General features: G+C 70.9%; 12 protein-coding genes and 1 pseudogene. 6 read left to right on the top strand and 7 right to left on the bottom strand.

Annotation, left to right across the window (positions count from 1 at the left end):
- The first annotated feature begins 10 nt into the window (after nt 1-10).
- The 6 genes and pseudogenes from WMF20_RS02030 (at nt 11) to cobJ (ending at nt 6,286) form a co-directional block, all read left to right on the top strand.
- Nucleotides 11-1,138 (top strand): cobalt-precorrin-5B (C(1))-methyltransferase, encoded by a 1,128-nt coding sequence (locus WMF20_RS02030; RefSeq protein ID WP_437610223.1) that lies wholly within the window; start codon nt 11-13, stop codon nt 1,136-1,138.
- Nucleotides 1,135-1,839 carry a precorrin-8X methylmutase gene (locus WMF20_RS02025; RefSeq protein WP_437610221.1) on the top strand — a complete coding sequence of 235 codons (705 nt, stop codon included), beginning with the start codon at nt 1,135-1,137 and terminating at the stop codon, nt 1,837-1,839. Before WMF20_RS02030 ends, WMF20_RS02025 begins: the two co-directional genes overlap by 4 nt.
- Nucleotides 1,836-3,095 carry a precorrin-6y C5,15-methyltransferase (decarboxylating) subunit CbiE gene (cbiE, locus tag WMF20_RS02020; protein WP_437610219.1) on the top strand — a complete coding sequence of 420 codons (1,260 nt, stop codon included), beginning with the start codon at nt 1,836-1,838 and terminating at the stop codon, nt 3,093-3,095. Before WMF20_RS02025 ends, cbiE begins: the two co-directional genes overlap by 4 nt.
- Nucleotides 3,092-3,895: a precorrin-2 C(20)-methyltransferase gene (gene cobI, locus WMF20_RS02015; RefSeq protein WP_129572772.1), complete on the top strand. Its 804-nt coding sequence runs from the start codon at nt 3,092-3,094 to the stop codon at nt 3,893-3,895. The genes cbiE and cobI overlap by 4 nt, the downstream gene beginning before the upstream one ends.
- Nucleotides 3,892-5,031, top strand: coding sequence for a cobalt-precorrin 5A hydrolase (locus tag WMF20_RS02010; RefSeq protein WP_129572771.1), 1,140 nt, complete (start codon nt 3,892-3,894; stop codon nt 5,029-5,031). Before cobI ends, WMF20_RS02010 begins: the two co-directional genes overlap by 4 nt.
- A pseudogene (cobJ, locus tag WMF20_RS02005) lies at nt 5,024-6,286 on the top strand (precorrin-3B C(17)-methyltransferase). The gene WMF20_RS02010 and the pseudogene cobJ overlap by 8 nt, the downstream one beginning before the upstream one ends.
- 88 nt (nt 6,287-6,374) lie before the next feature.
- On the opposite strand, the gene WMF20_RS02000 reads toward cobJ, so the two are convergent.
- The 7 genes from WMF20_RS02000 to WMF20_RS01970 form a co-directional block, all read right to left on the bottom strand.
- The gene (locus tag WMF20_RS02000) at nt 6,375-6,812 is read right to left on the bottom strand and encodes a hypothetical protein (RefSeq protein ID WP_437610217.1); all 438 of its coding nucleotides are present in this window, start codon (nt 6,810-6,812) and stop codon (nt 6,375-6,377) included.
- A 99-nt stretch (nt 6,813-6,911) separates the two neighbouring features.
- Entirely contained in the window at nt 6,912-9,776 is a 2,865-nt protein-coding gene (locus WMF20_RS01995) for a TIM-barrel domain-containing protein (protein ID WP_437610215.1), read from the bottom strand.
- A 37-nt stretch (nt 9,777-9,813) separates the two neighbouring features.
- A complete protein-coding gene (locus tag WMF20_RS01990; protein ID WP_437610213.1) occupies nt 9,814-11,451 on the bottom strand; it encodes a hypothetical protein in 1,638 nt (545 codons plus the stop codon).
- A 749-nt stretch (nt 11,452-12,200) separates the two neighbouring features.
- Nucleotides 12,201-13,373, bottom strand: a complete 1,173-nt coding sequence (locus WMF20_RS01985) for an amidohydrolase family protein (protein WP_437610211.1) — start codon at nt 13,371-13,373, stop codon at nt 12,201-12,203.
- 26 nt (nt 13,374-13,399) lie between these two features.
- Nucleotides 13,400-15,625 (bottom strand): TOMM precursor leader peptide-binding protein, encoded by a 2,226-nt coding sequence (locus tag WMF20_RS01980; RefSeq protein ID WP_437610209.1) that lies wholly within the window; start codon nt 15,623-15,625, stop codon nt 13,400-13,402.
- Between the two features lie 116 nt (nt 15,626-15,741).
- A complete protein-coding gene (locus tag WMF20_RS01975) occupies nt 15,742-16,590 on the bottom strand; it encodes a BMA_0021/BMA_0022 family TOMM bacteriocin (RefSeq protein WP_437610207.1) in 849 nt (282 codons plus the stop codon).
- Nucleotides 16,587-20,654, bottom strand: coding sequence for a TOMM system kinase/cyclase fusion protein (locus WMF20_RS01970; protein ID WP_437610205.1), 4,068 nt, complete (start codon nt 20,652-20,654; stop codon nt 16,587-16,589). Before WMF20_RS01970 ends, WMF20_RS01975 begins: the two co-directional genes overlap by 4 nt.
- Nucleotides 20,655-20,661 lie beyond the last annotated feature (7 nt).

Here is a 20,661-nt window from a genome sequence, read left to right as displayed (position 1 = left end):
AGGATCCTGGATGGCAGAGGTCCGGCCGAGAGACCCGAAAGGGCAGCGCGAGGGGTTCACGACGGGCGCGTGCGCGGCCGCCGCGGCCAAGGCGGCGGCGCGCGTGCTCGCGCGCGGCGCGGCCGTCGACGCCATCGAGACGACCCTGCCGAACGGGCAGCGGGTGACCTTCCCGCTGAAGCGCTGCGACCGCGACGGGCCGCGCGCCACGTGCAGCGTCATCAAGGACGCCGGCGACGATCCGGACTGCACCCACGGCGCCGAGCTCGTCGCCGAGGTCGAGCTCCGCCGCGAGCCGGGCGTCGAGATCCGCGGGGGCGACGGGGTCGCCGTGGTCACCAAGCCCGGGCTCGGCCTGCCGGTCGGCGCGCCGGCCGTGAACCCCGTGCCGCGCCGGAACATCACCGAGATGGTGCTCGAGGAGCTCGATGGCTCGGGCTTCGCCGGCGCCACGGTCACGATCAGCGTCCCCCAGGGCGAGGAGATGGCGAAGCAGACCATCAACGCGCGCCTCGGCCTCATCGGCGGCATCTCCATCCTCGGGACGAGCGGGATCGTGAAGCCGTACTCGACCGCCGCCTTCCGCGCGAGCGTGGTGCAGGCGATCGACGTCGCCGCCGAGCGCGGCATCGCGACGCTCGCGCTCACGACCGGCGGCAAGTCCGAGGCGTACGCGATGAAGCTCTACCCGGAGCTCCCGGAGGACGCGTTCATCCAGGTGGGCGACTTCATCGGCACCGGCGTCCGCCACGCGGCGCGGCGGCGGATCGCCCGCGCGGTCATCGTCGGCATGATCGGCAAGCTCTCGAAGATGGCCGACGGCAAGATGATGACGCACGCCGCCGGCTCGGAGGTGAGCATGGAGCTGCTCGCGCAGATCGCCGAGGAGCTCGGCGCGCGCCCGGAGATCGCGGCCGAGATCCGGCAGGCCAACACCGCGCGGCACGTGCTCGAGCTGTGCCAGCGCGAGGGGCTCACCGGCGTGGCCGGGGGGATCTGCCGGCGCGTCGTCGAGCACACCTCGCGCCACGCGGGCGGCGGCCTCGAGGTGCACGCCTGCCTGGTCGATTTCAACGGGGCGCTGCTCGGCCGGTACCCGGCCGGCGGCGCCGGCAGAGACAGAGCGGAGGAGCCATGAGCGGTGAGGAGGCGCGCGCGGTGAACGACATGCGGCAGATGACCGCGCTCGGGCGGCGCATCGAGGACAAGAGCTTCGCGATCATCGACGAGGAGGCGGGCGCGCACGGCTTCCCGGACGCGGAGTGGCAGGTCGTCCGCCGCGTGATCCACGCGACCGCGGACTTCGAGTTCTCGTCGCTCATGCGGCTCCACCCCGAGGCGATCGCGCGGGGGATCGAGGCGCTCCGGGGCGGCGCGCCGGTGCTCGTCGACGTGAAGATGATCGGCGTCGGCCTGAACGAGCAGCGGCTCGCGTCGTACGGCTGCAAGATCCACTGCTTCATCTCGGACGACGACGTCATCCAGGCCGCGTCGGCGGCCGGCTCGACGCGCGCCATCGAGTCGATGCGCAAGGCGCACCGGCTCGGGCTCCTCGACGGGGCGATCGTTGCGATCGGCAACGCGCCGACCGCGCTGCTCGAGGTCGTGCGCCTCGCGCGGGAAGAGGGGGCGCGGCCGGCGCTCGTGATCGGCGTGCCGGTCGGGTTCGTGTCGGCGGCGGAGTCCAAGGAGGCGCTGCTCGAGTCCGGGCTCCCCTCCATCGTCGCGCGCGGCCGCAAGGGCGGCAGCCCCATCGCCGTGGCGATCGTCCACGCGCTGCTGCTCCTCTCGGCCGAGGCGGCGCCCGCTCCGGCCGAGCCGGCGCAGGGGGCGCGGTGAGCGCCCGCCGCGCCGTGACCGTCGTCGGCATCGGCGACGACGGGTGCGCCAGCCTGTCGAGCCGCGCCGCGTCCGCGGTCGCCCGGGCCGAGGTGCTCGTGGGGGGCGAGCGGCACCTCGAGTTCTTCCCGCAGTTCCGCGGCGAGAAGATCGCCCTGAAGGGCGGGCTGTCCGCGGCGCTCGAGCGCGTGGAGGCGCTCTCGGCCGAGCAGAACGTGTGCATCCTCGCCTCGGGCGACCCGCTGTTCTTCGGCGTCGGCGCGCTCGTCGTCCGGAAGCTCGGCGGCGAGCACGTCGAGATCATCCCGAGCCTGAGCTCGGTCCAGTGGGCGTTCGCGCGCACGGGCATCGCCTGGGACGACGCCGCGTTCGTCTCGGTCCACGGGCGCTCGCCCGAGGGGTTCGCGACGCGCCTCCGCCGGCTCTCGAAGGTCGCGGTGCTGACCGACGGCGAGAACGGCCCGGCCCGCCTCGCGGCGCGGCTCCTCGAGCACGGCGACGCCGGCTGGAAGGCGTGGGTCTGCGAGAGCCTCGCCGGCGCGGGCGAGCGCGTGCGCGCGTTCGACCTCGCCGCGCTCGCCGCCTGCGAGGACATCGGGCCGCTGAACGTGCTCCTGCTCCTCCGGAGCGATCCGGCGTGGCGGCCGCCGCCCTCCGTCCCGTACCTGCACGAGGACGCGTTCGCGAAGCGGATGCCGAAGAACGGCCTCATCACGAAGCGCGAGGTGCGCCTGCTCTCGATCGCGTCGATGGCGATCCGCCCCGACGCGGTCGTCTGGGACGTCGGCGCCGGCTCGGGGTCGGTCTCGATCGAGGCGGCGATGCTCTGCCCCCTCGGGCGCGTCTACGCGATCGAGGTCGACCCGGAGGGCGTCGAGATCTGCCGGGACAACGTCCGCACGCACGGGGTCGACAACGTGCGCGTGGTGGCAGGCCGCGCGCCCGAGGCGCTCGCGGGGCTCGAGGATCCGGACGCGGTGTTCGTCGGCGGGAGCAAGGGGAGCATGGAGGAGATCATCGCGGCGGCGCTCGATCGGCTGCGGCCGGGCGGCCGGCTCGTGATCAACGCGATCACGATGGAGAACGTGGCCGAGACGTACCGCGCGCTCCGGGCGCGGGGGCTCGACCCCGAGGTCACGCTGCTCTCGGTCTCGCGCGGCGTCCCGCTGGCGCGGTACATGCGGTACGAGGCGCTGAACCCGATCCACGTCTTCGCCGCGACGAAGCCCGCGGCGGGCGCCGCGGAGGCGTCATGAGCGGCCTCGGCAAGCTCTACGGCGTCGGCGTCGGCCCCGGCGCGCCGGACCTGCTCACGCTGCGCGCCGTGCGCGTGCTGGAGGGCGCGGACGTGCTCGCGCTCCCCCGCAGCTCGGACTTCGGCGCGTCGATGGCGTACCGGATCCTCGAGCCCGTCGTCGGCAAGCAGCGGGACAAGGAGCGGCTGCTCCTCACCTTCCCCATGAGCAAGGACCCGGATCGCGTCCGCCCCTACGTCGACGCGGCCGTCGACAAGATCGGCGACCGGCTCTCGCGGGGCCTGTCCGTCGCGTTCGCCACCGAGGGCGATCCGTCGCTCTTCAGCACGTTCGTCTACGTGCGCCGCGAGGCGCTCCGCCGCTTCCCCGGGCTCGAGGTCGAGGTCGTCCCCGGCGTCACCTCGGTCACGGCGGTCCCGGCCGTGAGCGGGCTCGCGCTCGCCGACGGGCAGGAGCGGATCGCCATCCTCCCCGCCACGTACGGCGTCGACGACCTGACCGACGTGCTCCGGCGCTTCGACACCGTGGTCCTGATGAAGATCGGCTCGGAGATGCCCAAGGTGACCGAGGCGCTCACGCGGGCGGGCCTCCTCGACCGGGCGGTGTTCGTCTCCAAGGCGACGATGCCCGAGCAGCGGATCGTGCGGGACCTCAGGGCCGCGCAGGGCGAGCGGGGCGACTGCTTCGCCATGGTGGTGGTCACGCGCGGGGAGCGCAGCGGGCTGCTCGTCGGCGAGGCCGAGGCGTCGCTGCCGGGCAGCTTCGGAGACAGCCTGAACGAAGAGCCGGAGGCCCCGTGACGCCCGAGCGCAAGCCCTACGCCGTCTACGCCATCACGCGCCACGGGATCGACATCGCGCGCCGGCTCGTCCCTGGCCTGCCGGGCGCGGATCTCTACGTGTCGCAGAAGCTCTTCGACCGGGCGCCGGAGGGCGCGAAGCCGCTGCCGCTCCCGATGGGGCCGCTCTTGACCGAGGCGTTCACGGCCTACGACTGCCACGTGTTCGTGATCAGCGTCGGCGCCGTCGTGCGGATGATCGCGCCGCTGCTCAAGAACAAGAAGGTGGATCCGGCGGTCGTGTGCGTCGACGACGCGGCCCGGTTCTCGATCTGCGTGCTGTCCGGCCACGTCGGCCGGGGCAACGCGTTCACCGAGAAGGTGGCCGCGCTGCTCGGCGCGCAGCCGGTGGTGACCACGGCGTCCGACGCGATCGGGACGCTGACGGTCGACATCCTCGGCCGCGAGCTCGGGTGGACGCTCGACGACCCCGATCGCAACGTGACGCGCGGCTGCGCCGCGGTCGTGAACGCCGCGCCCGTGCTGTTCGTCCAGGAGACGGGCGAGCCCTCGTTCTGGCCCGAGGGGACGCCGCTCCCGCCGGGCGTGCGGTACGCGACCTCGCTCGACGGCGTGGATCCGGGCGCGTGGGAGATCCTGCTCGTCGCGAGCGATCGCGATCTCGGGCGCTCGCACCCCGAGATCGTCGAGCGCGCCGTCGTCTACCGGCCGAAGAGCCTGGTGCTCGGCGTCGGCTGCGACCGCGGCGCGCCGCTCGACATGGTGGAGCGCGGCGTGGACCGGCTGCTCGAGGAGCACGGGCTGTCGGCGAGGTCGGTGAAGGCGCTGGCGACGATCGACAAGAAGGCCGACGAGGAGGCGCTGCTCGCGCTGTCGGCGCGGCGGGGGTGGCCGCTCGTGACGTTCACGCCCGAGGAGCTCGACGCGACCGAGGGCATCGAGAACCCGTCGGAGACGGTGAAGAAGCACGTCGGCGCCCGGGGCGTCGCCGAGCCGGCCGCCCTGCGCGCGGCGGGGGCTACGAAGCTGCTCGTGCCGAAGCGGGCGTACACCGAGCCGGGCGTGGGCCGGTCGATGACGCTCGCCGTGGCGCGCGTCCCGTTCGCGAAGCGCAACGTCGAGGAGAGCCATGGGTGACAGCAAAGGAGTCCTGTCGATCGTCGGGATCGGCCCCGGCGCCGAGGAGCACGCGACCCGCGCCGCCCTCGAGGCGATCGCCGCGTCGGATCTCATCGTGGGGTACACGACGTACATCCGGCTGGTGAAGCACCTCATCCAGGGCAAGGAGGTGATCAAGACCGGCATGACCGAGGAGATCGGCCGGGCGCGCGCCGCGGTGGAGCGGGCGCGGGACGGCGCGCGCGTGGCGATCATCTCGTCGGGCGACGCGGGGGTGTACGGTATGGCCGGGCTCGTCTTCCAGGTGCTGGAGGAGATCGGCTGGAAGCGGGGCGAGTCGCCGGAGCTCCGGCTCGTGCCCGGGATGACGGCGCTCAACGCGTGCGGGTCGCTCGTCGGCGCGCCGCTCGGGCACGACTTCTGCGCCATCTCGCTGTCGGATCTTCTGACCCCGTGGCCGGTCATCGAGCGGCGGCTCGAGGCGGCGGCCGCCGCCGACTTCGTCATCGGCCTTTACAATCCGGCGAGCGGGCGGCGCACGCGCCAGATCGTGCGGGCCCAGGAGATCATCCGCCAGCACCGCGCGGGCACGACGCCGGTGGCGCTGGTGAAGAGCGCGTATCGCAAGCTGGAGAGCGCGGTGCTCACCGATGTCGATCACTTCCTCGACTACGAGATCGGGATGCTGACCACGGTGCTCGTCGGGTCGACCAACACCTTCGTCTTCGAGGGGTACATGGTCACGCCGCGCGGATATACGAACAAGTACACATGGGAAGGGGAAGCGCTCCCGGGCCAGACGCCGGGGCGCACGCTCGTGCTCTCGGACGAGAGCGTCACCGCGGAGGAGGTCTAGATGGCACGCGTAGGGAGGCTGGGCGGCGCGATCCTCGCCGAGACCCAGGGAGAGTATTACCTCGTCGGCAACACAAAGGCGCCGGTCGACTTCCGGGAGGCGGGGTTCGAGCCGCCGGACGAGGCGGAGCTCGTGAAGGGGGCGTATCTCCGGCTCAAGCCGCTGCGCGAGGTGAAGGTGGCGGCGCCGGCGCTGCTCCTCGACGTCGAGGGCGAGGAGCTCGCGAAGAAGCTGGTGCAGCGCTTCGTGATCGAACGGAACGGCTCGGTGAGCGAGCGGCTGTGGCGGCTCGTCTACAGCCCCGACGACCCGCTCGACGACGCCGAGGCGCCGGTCGAGCGGGACGCGCGGTGGCTCGGGGACATCCCCGAGACCATCTGGCAGCTCGTGCGGGACAACGTCCTGCGCTGCCTGTAGCCCGCCTCTCTCTGAACCTCGCGGCGGTGGCGCAGGCTGAGCGCCGCGAGGTCGCTATCGAAGCGCCGGCTGCGCGTCGTAAGCAGGCTCAGGGCAGGAAAATCTTCTGCGTCGAGTTGTTGATCCCGCAGTCGATCCCCGAGCGACCATATTGACCAGCCGTGGTGCTTTGCTCCTGGTTCAAATAAAACCCGAGCCCATCCCCGCCGTAGCCGAGGTAGTACCCGTAGAGCACGGCTGAGTTTCCGGTATAATCACCTTCACCTGTGGTGACAGTGGAGATGATCAGCTTGATGGGGTTCTGGTTCCAGGTGGTCGGTACGGCGATTCGAGGGAAGGTGGTGACGTTGATGATGCGGATGCTCCCCCTGACGCCGATATCCCCGCTGTCCTGCAGCCGGCTCGGATCATAGGTCTGATTCGGAAGCATGAAGCTGACGGGTTGCTGTGGGTTGCATGAAAGGATTTGAAAGGTATACGACCCGCGGCTGCCGTTGATCTGAAAGCTTGCAGACGGTACGGACATGATGTTCTCCTTCAATGACGTGGTGTGGTGCTGCCGAGCGCCAGCTGCGCGCTGGCCTCCCGCCCGGCCCGTGAATCCCGTTGCTCGCCGCCGTGCCGGTCAGGCCAGCGCGGCGCTCACGGTGATGTCCGCGGAGGTGTCGAAGATCTTCACCGTGACCGTCTCCGTGGTCGCATCGTACGTATAGGCGTTCGAGGCGGACGCCGACAGGCTCGAGGCATCCGCCACGCAGGGGATCGTGGCCTTGCCGGCCGTCACCCTCGACGGCGCCGCCGTCACGCCGAGCAGCGCGACGTAGTAGTACGGCTCGGGCGGCGTGTATCGGTCGACCTTCCGCGTCACGCGGACGCTGCGGCTCGTCGCGGTCGTCTCCTGCGTGATCGCCGAGAGGCGGTAGGACGAGCCCGTGCTGATCCCGTCGTCCTGGTAGAGCGCGTACGACGAGCTCGGCCCCGGAAAGACCGTGATCGTCAAGATGTTCTGCGGGAGCTGGCCCACCCACTGCTCGAGCTCACGCATGGGCAGGATGGCCCCGGCCTGGACGTAGATGGGCACGACGCCGAGGGGGGCATGGTACGGCGTGGTCCCGGACGTGACGCCGATGTTCGTCCCTCCGGCCACCTTGGCGTCGAGCGCCCCCTCCTCGGGGAAAGGATACCAGTCCGCGCCCCGCGGCAGGTAGATGTTTCGCGTGTCACCCTCGTCCACGATCGGCGCGATCAGGAGGAAGTCTCCCAGGAAGAACTGGTCGTCGAGGTGGTCGTAGACCTCGACGTCGTCCGGGAAGTTCAGGAACATGGCGCGGCAGATGGGCATGCCCGTCTGCGTCGCCCGGTACATCGCGTCATAGAAGACCTGGTTCAGGCGGTAGCGCAGCTCGACGTACTTGCGGCAATACGACAGGTACGGCTCCCCGTAATTGTAGGGCTCCTGGTACCACTTCTCGTAGTGGTCATAGTGGTTGCGGTACCAGGGCAGGAATGCGCCGACGTTCATCCAGCGCACGAACAGCGCCGGATCCGTCACGTAGCCCTGCTGCGTCGAGCCCGAGCCCGTGGCGAAGCCGCCGATGTCGCAGCCCGAGATGGGCACGCCCGACATGCCGAGGTTGAGCACCTCCGGGATGTTGACCTTCAAGAAGTCCCAGCTCGACGCCGAGTCGCCGGTCCACAGCGCCGCGTATCGCTGGACGCCCGCGTATCCGCCGCGCGCGATGATGAAGTTGCGCCGCCCCGGCCGGAGCGCGTTGATGCCGTTGAACGTGGCCTTGCACAGGGACAGCGCGTACCCGTTGTGGAGGAGCGCGTGCGGCTGATAGGTCTTGCCGTCGGGGCCCACCATCATGAGATCCAGCGGCAGCGTCTTGACCTCGTCGCAGTCGTCGTGGTCGCTCGAGTTGAAGTCGAGGAGCTGCTCGTAGGGCACGTACTCGCCATACTGCGGCGTGCGATCGTACTCGATGGCAGGGCAGGTCATGTCCTGCCAGATCATCTCGAGGCCAGCGGAGAGGAGGCCCTCGTACTGCTGGCCCCACCAGGCCTGCACGGCCGGGTCGCCCAGGTTCGGGTAGAAGCCGCAGGAGATGAGCGGCGTGTATCCATCGGTGTTCTCCTTCAAGGGCGGGTACGTGAACGGGTTCAGGCCGTAGTTCACCCCGTAGTTCTCCTGGGAGATGAACTGCTGGGGGCTCGACCCCTGGTTCACGCGCGTATTGAAGATGAAGTAGTCGTTCTTTAAGCCCTCGTCGCGGGTCGCGTAGCAGAGGCCGCCCTCATCGTAGGTCTTCCCGTCCTCATCGTAGGGGTTGCACGTCACGAGCGCCGTGATGTTCGTGCTGCACTTGAAGCCCTTCGCGGCGAGCTGGGAGAACATCTCGGAGACGTTCGGGAACTTCTTGTCGCTGCTCGTGAACGTGCGGTAGTTGTTCTGGAAGTCGACGTCGATGTGCAGGCCGTCGATCGGGAAGCTCGCGTCCCGGAACGACTGCGCCACCTGCTCCAGCACCTCGCGGCTGTAGTAGCCGTAGGCGCCCTGGTGGTATCCGAACACGTACCTCGGCACCATGGTCGGCCGCCCCGTGAGCTGGGTGTACTGGTCGACCACGGACGGGACGCCGTCGCCGAGGAGGAAATAATAGTCCAGGTCTCCGTAGAGCGCCCCGAAGTAATACATCCCCTGCATGCTGAAGGACGGGTACTCCGTCTCCACGTCCGCGCCGATGTTGACGTAGGTCTGCGCAGGGTTGTCGAGGAAGATGCCGTAGCTGTACGGCCGCCCCGCGTACGCGCCCGTCGGGCTCGGGTTCACCTCGATGAGCAGCGGGATCGAGTTATAGAGCGGCTCGCTGGGGTTCAGGGGGCCGCCGCAGCCCTCGGCGGGCGGCGCGGGGATGACCGAGGTGCCCCCGTACTTGAAGTTATCGTAGTTGAAGAACGTCATCGAGAAGCCGTTCTTCTTGAGCTGCGAGCCCGCCTTCTCGCCCAGCCCCACGTAGACGGCGTTCTCCGGGGCGACCTTGATCGACGCGACGGCCGGCTGGTCGTCCACGTACAGCAGGCCCTTGTTCGCGCCGCTCACCGTCGCGTCGGCGTGGATGAGCTGCCCGTCGCGGTAGATCGCGAGCGAGAAGGGTTGCTTCTGCACCTTCACCTGCATGGCGCCCGTGTCGATCGTCAACAGCGCGCTCGTATCGGCGGCGACCCGCGGCGTCACCGGGCCGAGGCTCCGGTTGACGACGGCGTACGACGGGCTGTCGTCGTCATAGCCCTCCGCCCCCGCGTTGAAGCGGACCCGGAGCGCCGTCGGCGACAGGAAGGCGAGCTGGAGCACCCGACCGTTGCTGTCGCGGAGCAGAAAGCCGGTCCCCGAGCTCGTTCGCTCGTAAGACGCGACGTCGGCGAAGGAGGTCCATCCGCTCGTGCTGTTCGGCACGAAGGCGTTGACCTGCACGTATTCGTAGTTCATGAGAACGACCTCTCCATCTTCTCTTCTTGCTTACGCACTAGTTCGAAGCTCTGGGTATCTGTATGAATACCTCGTAGATCTTGTCGTTGATCGCGGTCGGCGTCTGCCCTGAGTCGACCTGCACACCCTGATAGAATTTGGACGGCATCGCCACGGTGCCCCCGTAGAGGTATCCGAGGGAGAACGGCGTGCCCTTCGGGAGAGCGTCGAGATCGATGATGTCCATCTGGTAAACGTTGAGGCTCGGGCTCCCCGCGGTGCGCGGGATGAACAAGGCCTCGCTGCCCAGGTAACCCGGCAGCGTGGTCGTGGGCTGGGCGACCTCGGACGTCGTTCCGGTCGTCGGGCTGGTCCACGTGTGCGCGAGCGTGGTGATGGTGTTGATCCAGGGCATTCCGTCGCTGAAGTTGGGCACGCTCGGGTCGCCGATGCGCGCGTTCTCCACGAACTCGTTGATCGTGTAGTCGAAGCGCCACCGGCTTATGCCGCCGAAGAAGGTGGTGTAGGTCGCCTGCTTGGCCTTGCTGTAGAACACCACCTTGGCGCACGAATAGGCGCTCATCTTCTGCTCGTAGCTGGTGTCGATGATCGGCGTCTGCGTGCCCTGGCCCTGGCCCAGGTAGATGGGGAAGTAATAGTTGAGCTGCTGCGGGTTCGGGGTGAAGACGCCGCCGTAGGCCCCGATCCCCGCCTGTCCGTCCTGCATCACGGTGTAGGCCACGTTGAGGTCGCGCCGCCCGAACTGATCCGCGTTGCTGAACACCTTCCCCGGCGTCAGGGCGATGGTGCCGGTGGTGAAGTTCGGGGTAGCGCGGAACTGGTTGATCGCCTTCAGGTACGTCTGCGAGGCTTTGGCGTTGTTCTGCTGGTTATTGGTGATGAAATCGCTGTACTTGCCCTGGAAGTTGTGACCCATGACGACGTAGAAATTGCCGTCCGCGAGCTTGAGCATCTCGGCGCCGGTCGCCTGCACGAGCGGTGAGCTCGCGTAGGCGATCGAGTTGTTGAGCCTGCTGGGAACATTGCCCGTCACCGCGTAGACGAGATCGTCGATCTTCACGGCAGAGAGGATGGGGAACGTCTTGTATGTCCCGTCGATGTCCGGTCCATAACCGCCCGCGATGTACAGGAGGCCGCTCGAGTAGTCCTGGTAGAAGAGCGGATTCGACGACATCCATTGCGGCTTGATCGGGTCGAATTTCGATGGAAGCTGAGCGACATCCATCGAGTACACCGTGGGGCTGCCATAGACATCCTTGATCACCCAGATCTTCGTGTTCGCGTTCGCCGCGGGGAAGTCCTCGTCGGGTTGCTTGAACCCGTGGAATCCGTTGTTCCGTCCGGCGATGAAGATCCAGTACTGGGTATCGTTCGTGAACCGGGCGAACGCGAAGGACTGGAGCTTCGGACGGTTGGCGGTGAACCTGGAGGTGACGTCCGTGAAGCCCGTGACGAGGATGGGCGGCTGCGGCGCCGGCGCGGCCTGCACCGTCGTCGACTGGCGCTGGTCCGCCGACGAGGACGGCTGCGAGGCCAGGACCGGCGGGCCGCTGGCGCCGTTTCCCGCCGACGAGGCGCCAGGGTTCGTGGAGGTCTGCGCGGCGCCTCCGCACGCGGAGAGGCCCGCGGCGAACGCGAGAGCAACGACGGATCTGTCTATCTTCCTTGAGAGCATCAGGGTGTCCTTTCGTCGAGCGGTCCGGTGACAGGCGCAGATCCGGCAGGAGGCGGGGCGCAGCGACGCGCGGGGCCGCGGTGCCATCCGCGAGGACCTCGGCCTCAGGCGGCGGAATCGGGCGCTCGGGGCTCGTGCTGCAGATGAATCTCGATGAGCCGCTGTTCGTTCGAATTCATGAAGATCCCGGCGAGGGACATGCCCCTCGCTGACGATGGGCACATCCATCGATGTCCATCGCATGACCTCGCTCCGACAGCGGAGTCGGAGAAGGCGCGCGGGCGCAGCGCGTCCGTGCGCGCGCGATGCGCTCGCAGACGTTGTCGAGCGGGCACCGCGCACCGGGCCCAGCGCGCCACGCACGCGGTGAATTGCATGATGTATGCCGCTCGTGAGAAATGAGACGGGCTGCGGGGAATGCTCCTGCGCGCGCGAGCGATGCGAGAGCGCGCGGGGGGACGGCGGCGTCGAGGAGACTTCCTGCCGCCGCCTCCGCGTCCCTCCCGGACGCGCTGCGTCCCTCCCGGACATAGGCGCGGGGCGCCGCTCCCCGGCGGGCGCCGGACGGCGCTCTGGATCCTTCACCCTGCACGACCCAGGTCTGCCCCGCCCTCGCCCGCCCGGTCTCCACGACACCCATCCAGGCGGTCAGACCTGCCGTCGAAAAGCGTGCTCGCCTCCTCGGGGCCGAGGGTCAGGGCGAACGAGGCGCCGGGAGGCCTGCCCCCTTCAGCGCCAGACGCCCACGCTCACCGCACTGCCCTGGGATCGATGCCCAAGAGCCCGCACGGGCTGTCCCAGAGGATGGCCCGCAGCGCCTCGTCCCCGAGCGCGCCCCGCAGCGCCATCATCTCGCCGACCATCCCGGGCCCGTGATCGAGGTGCGGGAAATCGGTCCCGAACACCACGCGCCGGGCGCCGATCTCCCTCACCACCCGGTCGAGCATCGCCTCGCCGGGCTCTAGCGCGATCCAGCACTGCCGCTGGAAGTACTCCGAGGGCGGCCGGCGCACCCGGCCGCGCACCTCGCCGCGCATCTGCGCGTATTCGACGTGGTCGAGCCGCCAGAGCCAGTAAGGCAGAAAGCCGCACCCCGCCTCGAGCAAGCCCACCCGCAGCGTCGGGTGGGCCTCGAGCACGCCGCCCTCGATCAGCGAGAGCAGCGCCATCATCGCCTCCATCGGGTGAGAGCACGCGTGCTGGCCGAAGCGCGTCTCGAAGCGATCGGCGCCCGCCGTGGCGACGCGCGCGTGCGTGCCCTCGTGGACGAGCACGGCGATCCCGTGGTGCGCGCACGCCGCCCAGAACCGCGCGTGGGCGGGAGCGCTCAGCGTGCGGCCCTGCACCGGGTTGGGCCGGAGCACCACGGCGCGCGCGCCGTCGCGCGCGGCCTGCTCCAGATCGCCCGCCATGGCCTCCGGATCGTGGCGCGAGAGCAGCGCCGGGCCGAGGAGCCTGTCCGGCGCGCTCGCGCAGAAGTCGCCCAGCCATTGGTTGTAGGCGCGGGCGTAGGCGCGCGAGCGCTCGGCGCCGATGCCGTCGTCGTGGACCAGATACGACGCGTAGGTCGGGAGCAGGACGGCGACGTCGACGCCGGTCGCGTCCATCTCGGCGAGGTGCCCCTCGGGCCTCTCCGACGCGGCGAGGAGCTCGCGGCGGCGCTCGGCGGCGAGCCCGAGCTCGATGTAGGCCGCCTCGGGGACGCGCAGGATCGGCTCGCCGTCCACGCAGAGGATGGGGGGCGTGGGCAGCAGCGCGTGCTCGCCCAGGCGCTTCATCCGCCCGGCCAGCGGCTCGGGCGGACCGAAGGGCGCGAGCCGAGGAGCATACGCCCGCATCGCCGCCGGCAGGTACGCCGCCCATAGGGCGACGGGCTCGGAGACGTGACGGTCGATATCGAGGATCCGGAAGCCATCTCGCATGCGCAGCTCCTCGGCGGCTATCGGGGCTAGACGAACAGAGGGACCGGGTTGAGCTCGCCCTCCTCGAGCGGGCGGGGGAGCCACCCCAGCGCGCAGGGCACCTGGTACAGCCTCCCCGGGCCGAACCGGGGCCAGAAATGGCGCAGCCCCGGGACGATCACCTGGACCACGGGCAATCCGATGTCGGGGCGGGTCTTGTCCACCGCGACGAGCTCCAGGCCCGCCTCGTCGAGGCGCCCCAGGCATCGTTCGATATCGTCGCGCAGATCGGCGCCGACGATCCGGGGCAGGCGCTCGGCCGCGATCCGGGGGAGATCCGGGCTCGGGAAGAGATGCGCGCGGCCCTGCAGCCGCTCGAGGTCCCACGGCGCCCGGCGCGCGCCCCCGGGATCGAAGAGCTGATTCAGCTCGGTGAGCGATCGCTGCACCGCGAGGCGCGGGTCGAGGTGGCAGCCGAACCCGATGGTGAACCGATCCTCCCGGGCCTCGTGGGCGAGCGCGACGCAGGTGGGGATACCGAGGTCGTGCGTCAGATCGAGCACCCAGACGGCCCAGCCGAGGCGGGCATAGTCCGCCTGGAGGGCCTCGAAGTACGGGTCCCCGAAGCTGTCGAGATCGATGGCCGGGCGCGCGAGCCGGTTGTACCACCAGACCGCGGCGGCATCGCGCTCCACGAGCTCGAGCAGCGCCTGCAGCACGGCCTCTTCGAGGCAGGTGCCGGCCGCCACGCCGTTGCTGCAGGGGCCACAGAACGCGGTGCCGCTCTCGGCCGGCGCCTCGGCGTAGCAGTAGGCCAGCGGGACGTAGCGCCGCTCGCGCTTGCTCAGCGACCACGCTGGGGTCCAGTCGATCCGGGTGCCCGCATCGAGCGGCTCCGGCACCCACTGGCGACGATCCGCTGCCCGCGCGTTGAGGTGAGCGCGCTCGCGATACTGGGCCTCGCTGAAATTCAGCAGGTCGCCGGGCGCGAGCGCCGCCGCGCCGAGCTCGTCCTTGCTGCCGCGGACGCGCGCCTCGTCCCCCTGGTACACGCCGCTGTAGCGCTCGAGGGCCTCGCAGAGCGCGCTCACCCGGGCCTGGTCCGCGCTGCGCCCCTTGCCGGCGCAGACCTTGTCGAAGACGTTGGTGCTCGGAACGCCCTCCCGAGGACAGACGAGGTAACCGGACGCGTACACGGCGCGGAGCTCGGTGTCCCGCCCCGGCATCGGGACGAGGTGCGTCACGGCGCCCGTGATCGGGCTGACGAGGTGCCGATAGCGCTCGTAGGTCCGCCGCGGGTTTTGCCGGCGATATCCGCCGTCCTCGAAATGCGCCTTCTCGACCGGCTGCAATTCGATCGGGCGCTCGCCGACGGCCGCCATTCGCGCCGGATCTCCGCACGCCGGGCACTGCGGCCTCCGGACCACCGCGTGCGCGGTGAGCTGGAACGTGGCCAGATCCAGGGCGAGCACCCGGCCGCTGAGCGCGTGGGGAGAGCTCGACTCGTTCTGGGCGAGCGCGCGGGCGATGGCCGAGGCGCCGAGCCCGCAGGCGGTCCGGACGCTCGCCTCGGTGGCCGCCCTGGGGTGAGCGACGTGGCCCTCGTGCCCCCGGCGCCGGCGAACGAGCTCCTCGACCGGGCGGTTCTGGCGCACCCAGAACGCCAGGCAATCCCAGCAGGGGCCGGCGCCGGGCTCGAAGGCGGGCCCGATGATCGGCTGGACGCCGGCAGGCTCGATCAGGAACCAGCGCGTGCCTTCGCGCAGCGCGCGGAGGTTGATCGCGGCGAGCTCGGGCCGCAGAGGGTCGTCGGTCACGACCACCTTCACGGCCGCATCGCCGTCGATCCGCGCGCCTGCCTGTTCGAGCGCCTCGGTCATCCACCCGGCGAAAGCGGCTTCGCCGACGGCCAGGACCGACACCGGGGTGCGGCTCAGCGCCTCGGCGGCCGCCTTGCCGTCGAGACCCACCCCGTGCCAGAACGCCGCGCGCTCGGAGGGGAGCTCCGGCGTTGCGGGGACCAGGTAGCCGCGCGCCGCGAGCCGGCTCAGGGTGTACAGGGCCTCGGGCTCCGAGAACCGGCCGGCCGCGGCGCGCAGGATCTCGCCCACCGTGCGCCGGCCGTCGACGAGCGCGGTCACCTCGGCGGTGCAGTCGCCGGAGAGGACGAAGCGCTCGCGCTCGCCGATCAGGAATATCGCCCCGGTCTCCATGCGCTCGACGCGCAGGGTGGGCTTGAACGCCAGCACCTGGCTCAGCTCCAGAGGGTCCATCGTCGGTCCTGGTCCCAGCCGTCAACGAACGCAGGTGAACGGGGTCGCCGCGGCCGCGGCGCTGCGCCCCGGCCAGCGCTCACCCCATCGTTCCTCCGCCGCCGTCGTCGCCTCCATCAGCAGCAGCACGTGAAGGGGTACTCTGCTCCCGTGGCGTTGTACACGGCGAGCGCAACGGGCTCGGCGCTCTCGTCGCTCGGCGCCGTGGGCAGGTAGAGCGTGAGCGTGTGCGGTCGAGAAAAGGTCCAGTACGACTGGCCCTTCGACGGCGGGTCGCTCGACGCGTCAGGCTTTGTCCATCGGGCCCCATCGTCGTTCATGACGCAGAGGTTCATGTTCCAGGGCAGCCTGTAGCCGCGGATGGTCCTCAGCGCCGCGGCGCAGTCGATCAGGAGCATCTGCTTGAAGTCGTCGCTGGCCCAGGCCTTGGCGATCGCCGCGAGCAGCACGACCTTGAACGCCTCGAACCCCTGGTCGGCCGGGACGAAACCGCCGATCGGGGTGCCGCTCTGAGAGCCGAGCGCCGGCGTGATGAGGATTGGCTTCTTCCCGGCCGGACCGTACTCCGTCCCCCAGTCGTCGTCGAACAGCGACGCGCGCTGGCCGTAATAGTCCGCGAGCGCCATGGCTCGTTCGGCGGCTCCCGCGGAAGGGGCCGTGAGCGGCAGGTACATCGTCAAGGAGTCGAGCAGGTTCTTGGACCAGACCCACTCATCGCCGATCCACTCGAACCGCCCCGGGGGAAGCCCGTCGCCCGTGGTGTCGCCGGGCCGCGCGGACCGCCCGGCGCTCACGATGTGGAGGGTGCATGCGTTCTGCCACGAGCCCCAGTCGAAGCCGAAGTAATCGAGCAGCGTGCCGGTGGGGCTCTCGATGAGCTTGTCCTCGAAAGCGGGCTCGGCCCACGCCTTCGCGATCGCGCGCAGGTAGGTCGTGCGAAACTCCATCAACTTGTTCATGCTCATCCATCGCCTCCTTCGTTGCTGTCGACCTGGATCGCTCGCAGGCCAGGGTGAAGCCCGAGCAGCTCGTCGAGCCGCGCTCTTCGTCGCTCGTCGCCCCAGGAACGCTGGAGCAGCTCGAGCGTCGCCAGCGCCTCGACCCTCGGCATGGCGAAGCGCCGCGCGAGGAGGGCCGCTCGCTCCAGCGAGGTCCGCACGCCTTCGGCCGCAGGGTCTTGCCGCGCCGCGACCATGGCCCGGCGGAGGTGGAGCTCGGGCTCGTAGAAATGCTCGTCGCTCTCACGACACATGGCGAGACAGCGGTCGATGCGCTCGATGGCCGCGGTGAGCTCGCCGCGCGCCGCATGGGTATCGGCGACAAGAGAGGCGTAGTACGAGAGGCCGAGCTTGCACCCGAGGTCCAAGAGGACGCCCACCATGGCCCCGGGGCGCTCCTCGTCGCCAGCCGCCCAGCCGTGGAGGATCACCCCGTATCCTTCGTAGGCGGGTAGCCCGTATTTCCCGCTCAGGGCGAGGAGCTCTCCGGCCATGGCGGCGACCGCGCGCCGATCGCCGGCGAGCTGGCGGACCATCGCTCCGTACATCAGACAGAGGGCGATCGAGGGCACGTGGCCGACCTCTCGAGCCCACTCGAGGGCGCTCGCGATGAGCGCGAAGGCAGCGTCGGTATCGCCGGAGAACCAGCGGAGCAGGGCCACGAACGACCTCGCCAGGACGAGCGAGTCCAGCCCGAAGCGCGCCCCGTGATCCCGGTGAAGGTCGGGATCGTAGAGCTCGACGGCGCGCTCGACGGCGCGCCTCGCGTCCGCGTGATCGCCATCCATGAACAGGGCGAGGCCGTGGAGCGCCGCGGCGGCAGCGCGGAGCCCCTGGTCGCCGGAGCGCTCGGCGATGGCGACCAGCCCTTCGGCCAGCGCGCGCGCCGCTCGGCGGTTGCTCGCCACGTGATGGTAGGTGAACAGGAACCACAGCGTCGGCACCCTGTGCTCGCTGTCCTGATCGAGCCGCTGCAACAGGCTGGCCGAGCGATCGGCGGTCGCCTTGACCTGCGGATCGGCCCAGCCTCGGGTCGCCATGAGGGCCTGGGTCGAGACGCCGTTCGCGGCCAGCTCCGCCTCGACCCCTTCCGCGCCTGGCAGGGCGCCGGCCCACGCCGCGGCGTTGGACGCGTGCGCGATGGCCTCGGCGTAGGCCGAGCGCTGCAGCGCCTGCTCCGCGGCCCGCTGCGCGTACCCGACCGCCCGCCCCTCCTGCTCCGCCGCCGCGTGATGGTGCGCGAGCAGATCCGGCCGCGTCCGGACCACCTCCGGGAACCCCTCCTCCAGCGTCTTCGCGATGCGCGCGTGGATCCGCTGCCGCGCGCCGGTCGACAGCGACTCGTACGCCGCGTCGCGCACCAGCGCGTGCTTGAACATCCCCACCGCCTCCTTGCCCCGCCGCCTGCGCAGCGCGAGCCCCGCGCCCATCAGGCGCTCCAGGTCCTCCGCCACCGCCTCCGGTCCGAGCGGGCTCGCGGCCGAGAGCACCTTGAGGCTGAACTCCCGGCCCAGCGCCGCCGCGAGCTGGGCCGTCCGCTTGGCGCGCGCGAGCCGATCCAGGCGCGCCGTGAGCAGCGCCCGCAGCGTCCCCGGGATCGCCGCGCCCGAGAGCGGCCGGGTGAGCTCGTAACCGTCGTCCCGCTCCACCAGGAGCAGCGCGTCCAGCATCATCCGGAGCAGCTCCTCCGCGAAGAGCGGCACCCCGTCCGCGCGGTCCGTCACCTGCTCGATCACGGCGGCAGGCAGCGCCTTGTGGCCCACGAGCCCGGCGAGCATCTCCTCCATCTGCGGGCGCTCCAGGCGGCTCAGCGGGAGCAGCAGCACGTCGGCCGTCGAGAACGACGGTGAGAACTCGGGGCGAGCCGTCATGAGGACGCACATGGGGACCTCGGGCGCCTCGCGAACGAGCTGCGCGAGGAACTCCATCGTGGTGGGGTCGGCCCAGTGCAAGTCTTCGGCCAGCAGGAGGACGGGCCGCCTGTCGGCCATCGCGAGGAGCAGCGACGCGACCGCCTTGAGCGTCAGCGCCTTCTGCCGCTGCGCCGAGACGTCGAGCGGGGCGTACGGCGCGCCGAGGGGCAGGGAGAAGAGCGGCACGAAGAGCGGCATGGCCTCGGCGAGCGCGAGGCCGTGGCCGGTGAGCTCCCCCTCGAGCCGCGCGATCTTGCTGTCCGCGTCGGGCTCCTGGTCGAGCCCGAGCGCGCGCTCGAGGAGCTCGATCAGCGGGCGGAGGGGGCTGTTCTGCGTGTCGGGCGAGCACCGCGCCTCCAGGAAGGTGTGGTCCTCGCGCGCGACCCGATGGAGCAGCGCGCGCGCCAGGCAGCTCTTGCCGATGCCGGGCTCGCCGGTGATGAGGCTCGACTGGCCGGCCCCCTCGCACGCGCGGCGCCACCGCTCCACGAGGAGCCCGAGCTCTTGAGCCCGGCCGCAGAGCGGCGCCCTCGAGCCGTCGGGGGTCGGCGACCTCGACGCGTCGCCGTGCTCCTGCCGGAGGCGGAAGGTCTCCACCGGCGCCGCGATCCCCTGCAAGGAGCGGATCCCTTCGCTCTCGAGCTCGAAGGAGGCGCGCAGCAGCGCGTGCGACGCGGCGCTGACCGTGACGGCTCCCGGCCGCGTCAGCGAGGCGAGCCGCGCGGCGAGCCGCGGGGTCGCGCCGGTGACGAGGCACGCGCCGTCGAGGTCCCCCAGGTTCCCGTCGACGACCAGGCCGGTGTGGAGGCCGACGCTCGCCGCGATCCGGACGCCCTGCGCGGCGCTCGGCGGGTCCTCGGGCTGCACGGCGCCGGCCATCGCCAGCGCCGCGCGGGCAGCGCGCTTGGCGTCGTCCTCCGCCGCGCTGGGGTAGCCGAAGTAAACCAGCAGATCGTCGCCGAGCGCCGCGGCCACGTACCCCCCGTGCCGGCGCCCGATGTCCGCGCAGAGGGCGAGCGCCGCGCGCAGCGGATCGTCCAGCGCCTCGGCGTCGGCGGCCTGCCCGGCGGCGGCGCGCGCCCTCAGGTGACAGCAGAGCGCCGTCAGCTGCCGGCGCTCGCCGTCGAGCGCGGGCGCCCTCCGTCGGTCGAGCGGCGCGGCGACCGTCGCGGCCGCGGCGAGCGACCGCGTGGGGGCGCCGGACGAGGGGCCGCCGGCGCCGAGCATCGCCTCGCGCGACAGGCCGCGCAGGCTGCAGGCCTCGAGCGCCGCGAAGAGCCCGCGGGCGGTGACGTCGCGCGCGCCTTCGTCCTTGCGGAGCGCGCGGGCGAGCAGGTCGCCGAGGGGGTGGCGCTCGAGCGCGGCGGGGAGCGGGACGGGCTCGGGGCCGAGCAGCCGATAGAAGATCTCCGCCTCCGTGCCGCCGTACGCCGGCGTGCCCGTCAGGCACTCGAGGAACACGAGGCCCCACGAGAACAGATCCGCGCGCGGCGAAGGCTCGGCGCCGCGCCACTGCTCCGGCGCCCCGTAGCCCGGCGTGCCCAGCGCGTCGTGGCTGCCGGTCAGGCGCGTGGATCGCTCGTCGTCGAGCGCGGCGCCGATCCCGAAGTCGAGCACCAGCGCGTTGCGGCGGGCGCCCGTGGGGATCACCATGATGTTGCTGGGCTTGAGGTCGCGGTGGACCACGCCCGCCGCGTGGGCGCAGGCGAGGGCGTCGAGCACCTGCAGCATCAGGTGCCGCGCCTCGGGCGGCGCGAGCGCGCCCTCTCGCTCGAGCAGCGCGGCGAGGTCGTCGCCGGGCGCGAAGGCGAACGCGGTGTAGAGGGTCCCGTCCTCGATCTGCCCCGAATCGACGAGCTGGACGATGTTGGGGTGGTGAAGCTGGGCGCAGAGCCGCGTCTCGCGCAGGAAGCGCGTGACCCGCCTGTCGGCCTGCGCGGCGCCGCCCTGCTCGGCGAGGCGCAGGATCTTCAAGGCGATCGGCTGCCCGGTGGTGAGCTGGCGGGCCTTGTGCACCACGCCGAAGCCGCCCTCGCCGAGCTTGGCCAGGACCTCGTAGCGCCCAGCGAACGTGGTGCCCGGCGCGAGGGCGGCATCGTTTGCGACGTGGCGCTGCATGCTCGAG

Source organism: Sorangium sp. So ce834 (genome assembly GCF_051521425.1).
GTDB lineage: Bacteria > Myxococcota_A > Polyangia > Polyangiales > Polyangiaceae > Sorangium > Sorangium cellulosum_D.
The sequence above is the reverse complement of the archived record's forward strand: the minus strand, read 5'-3'. Positions and strand labels throughout refer to the sequence as shown.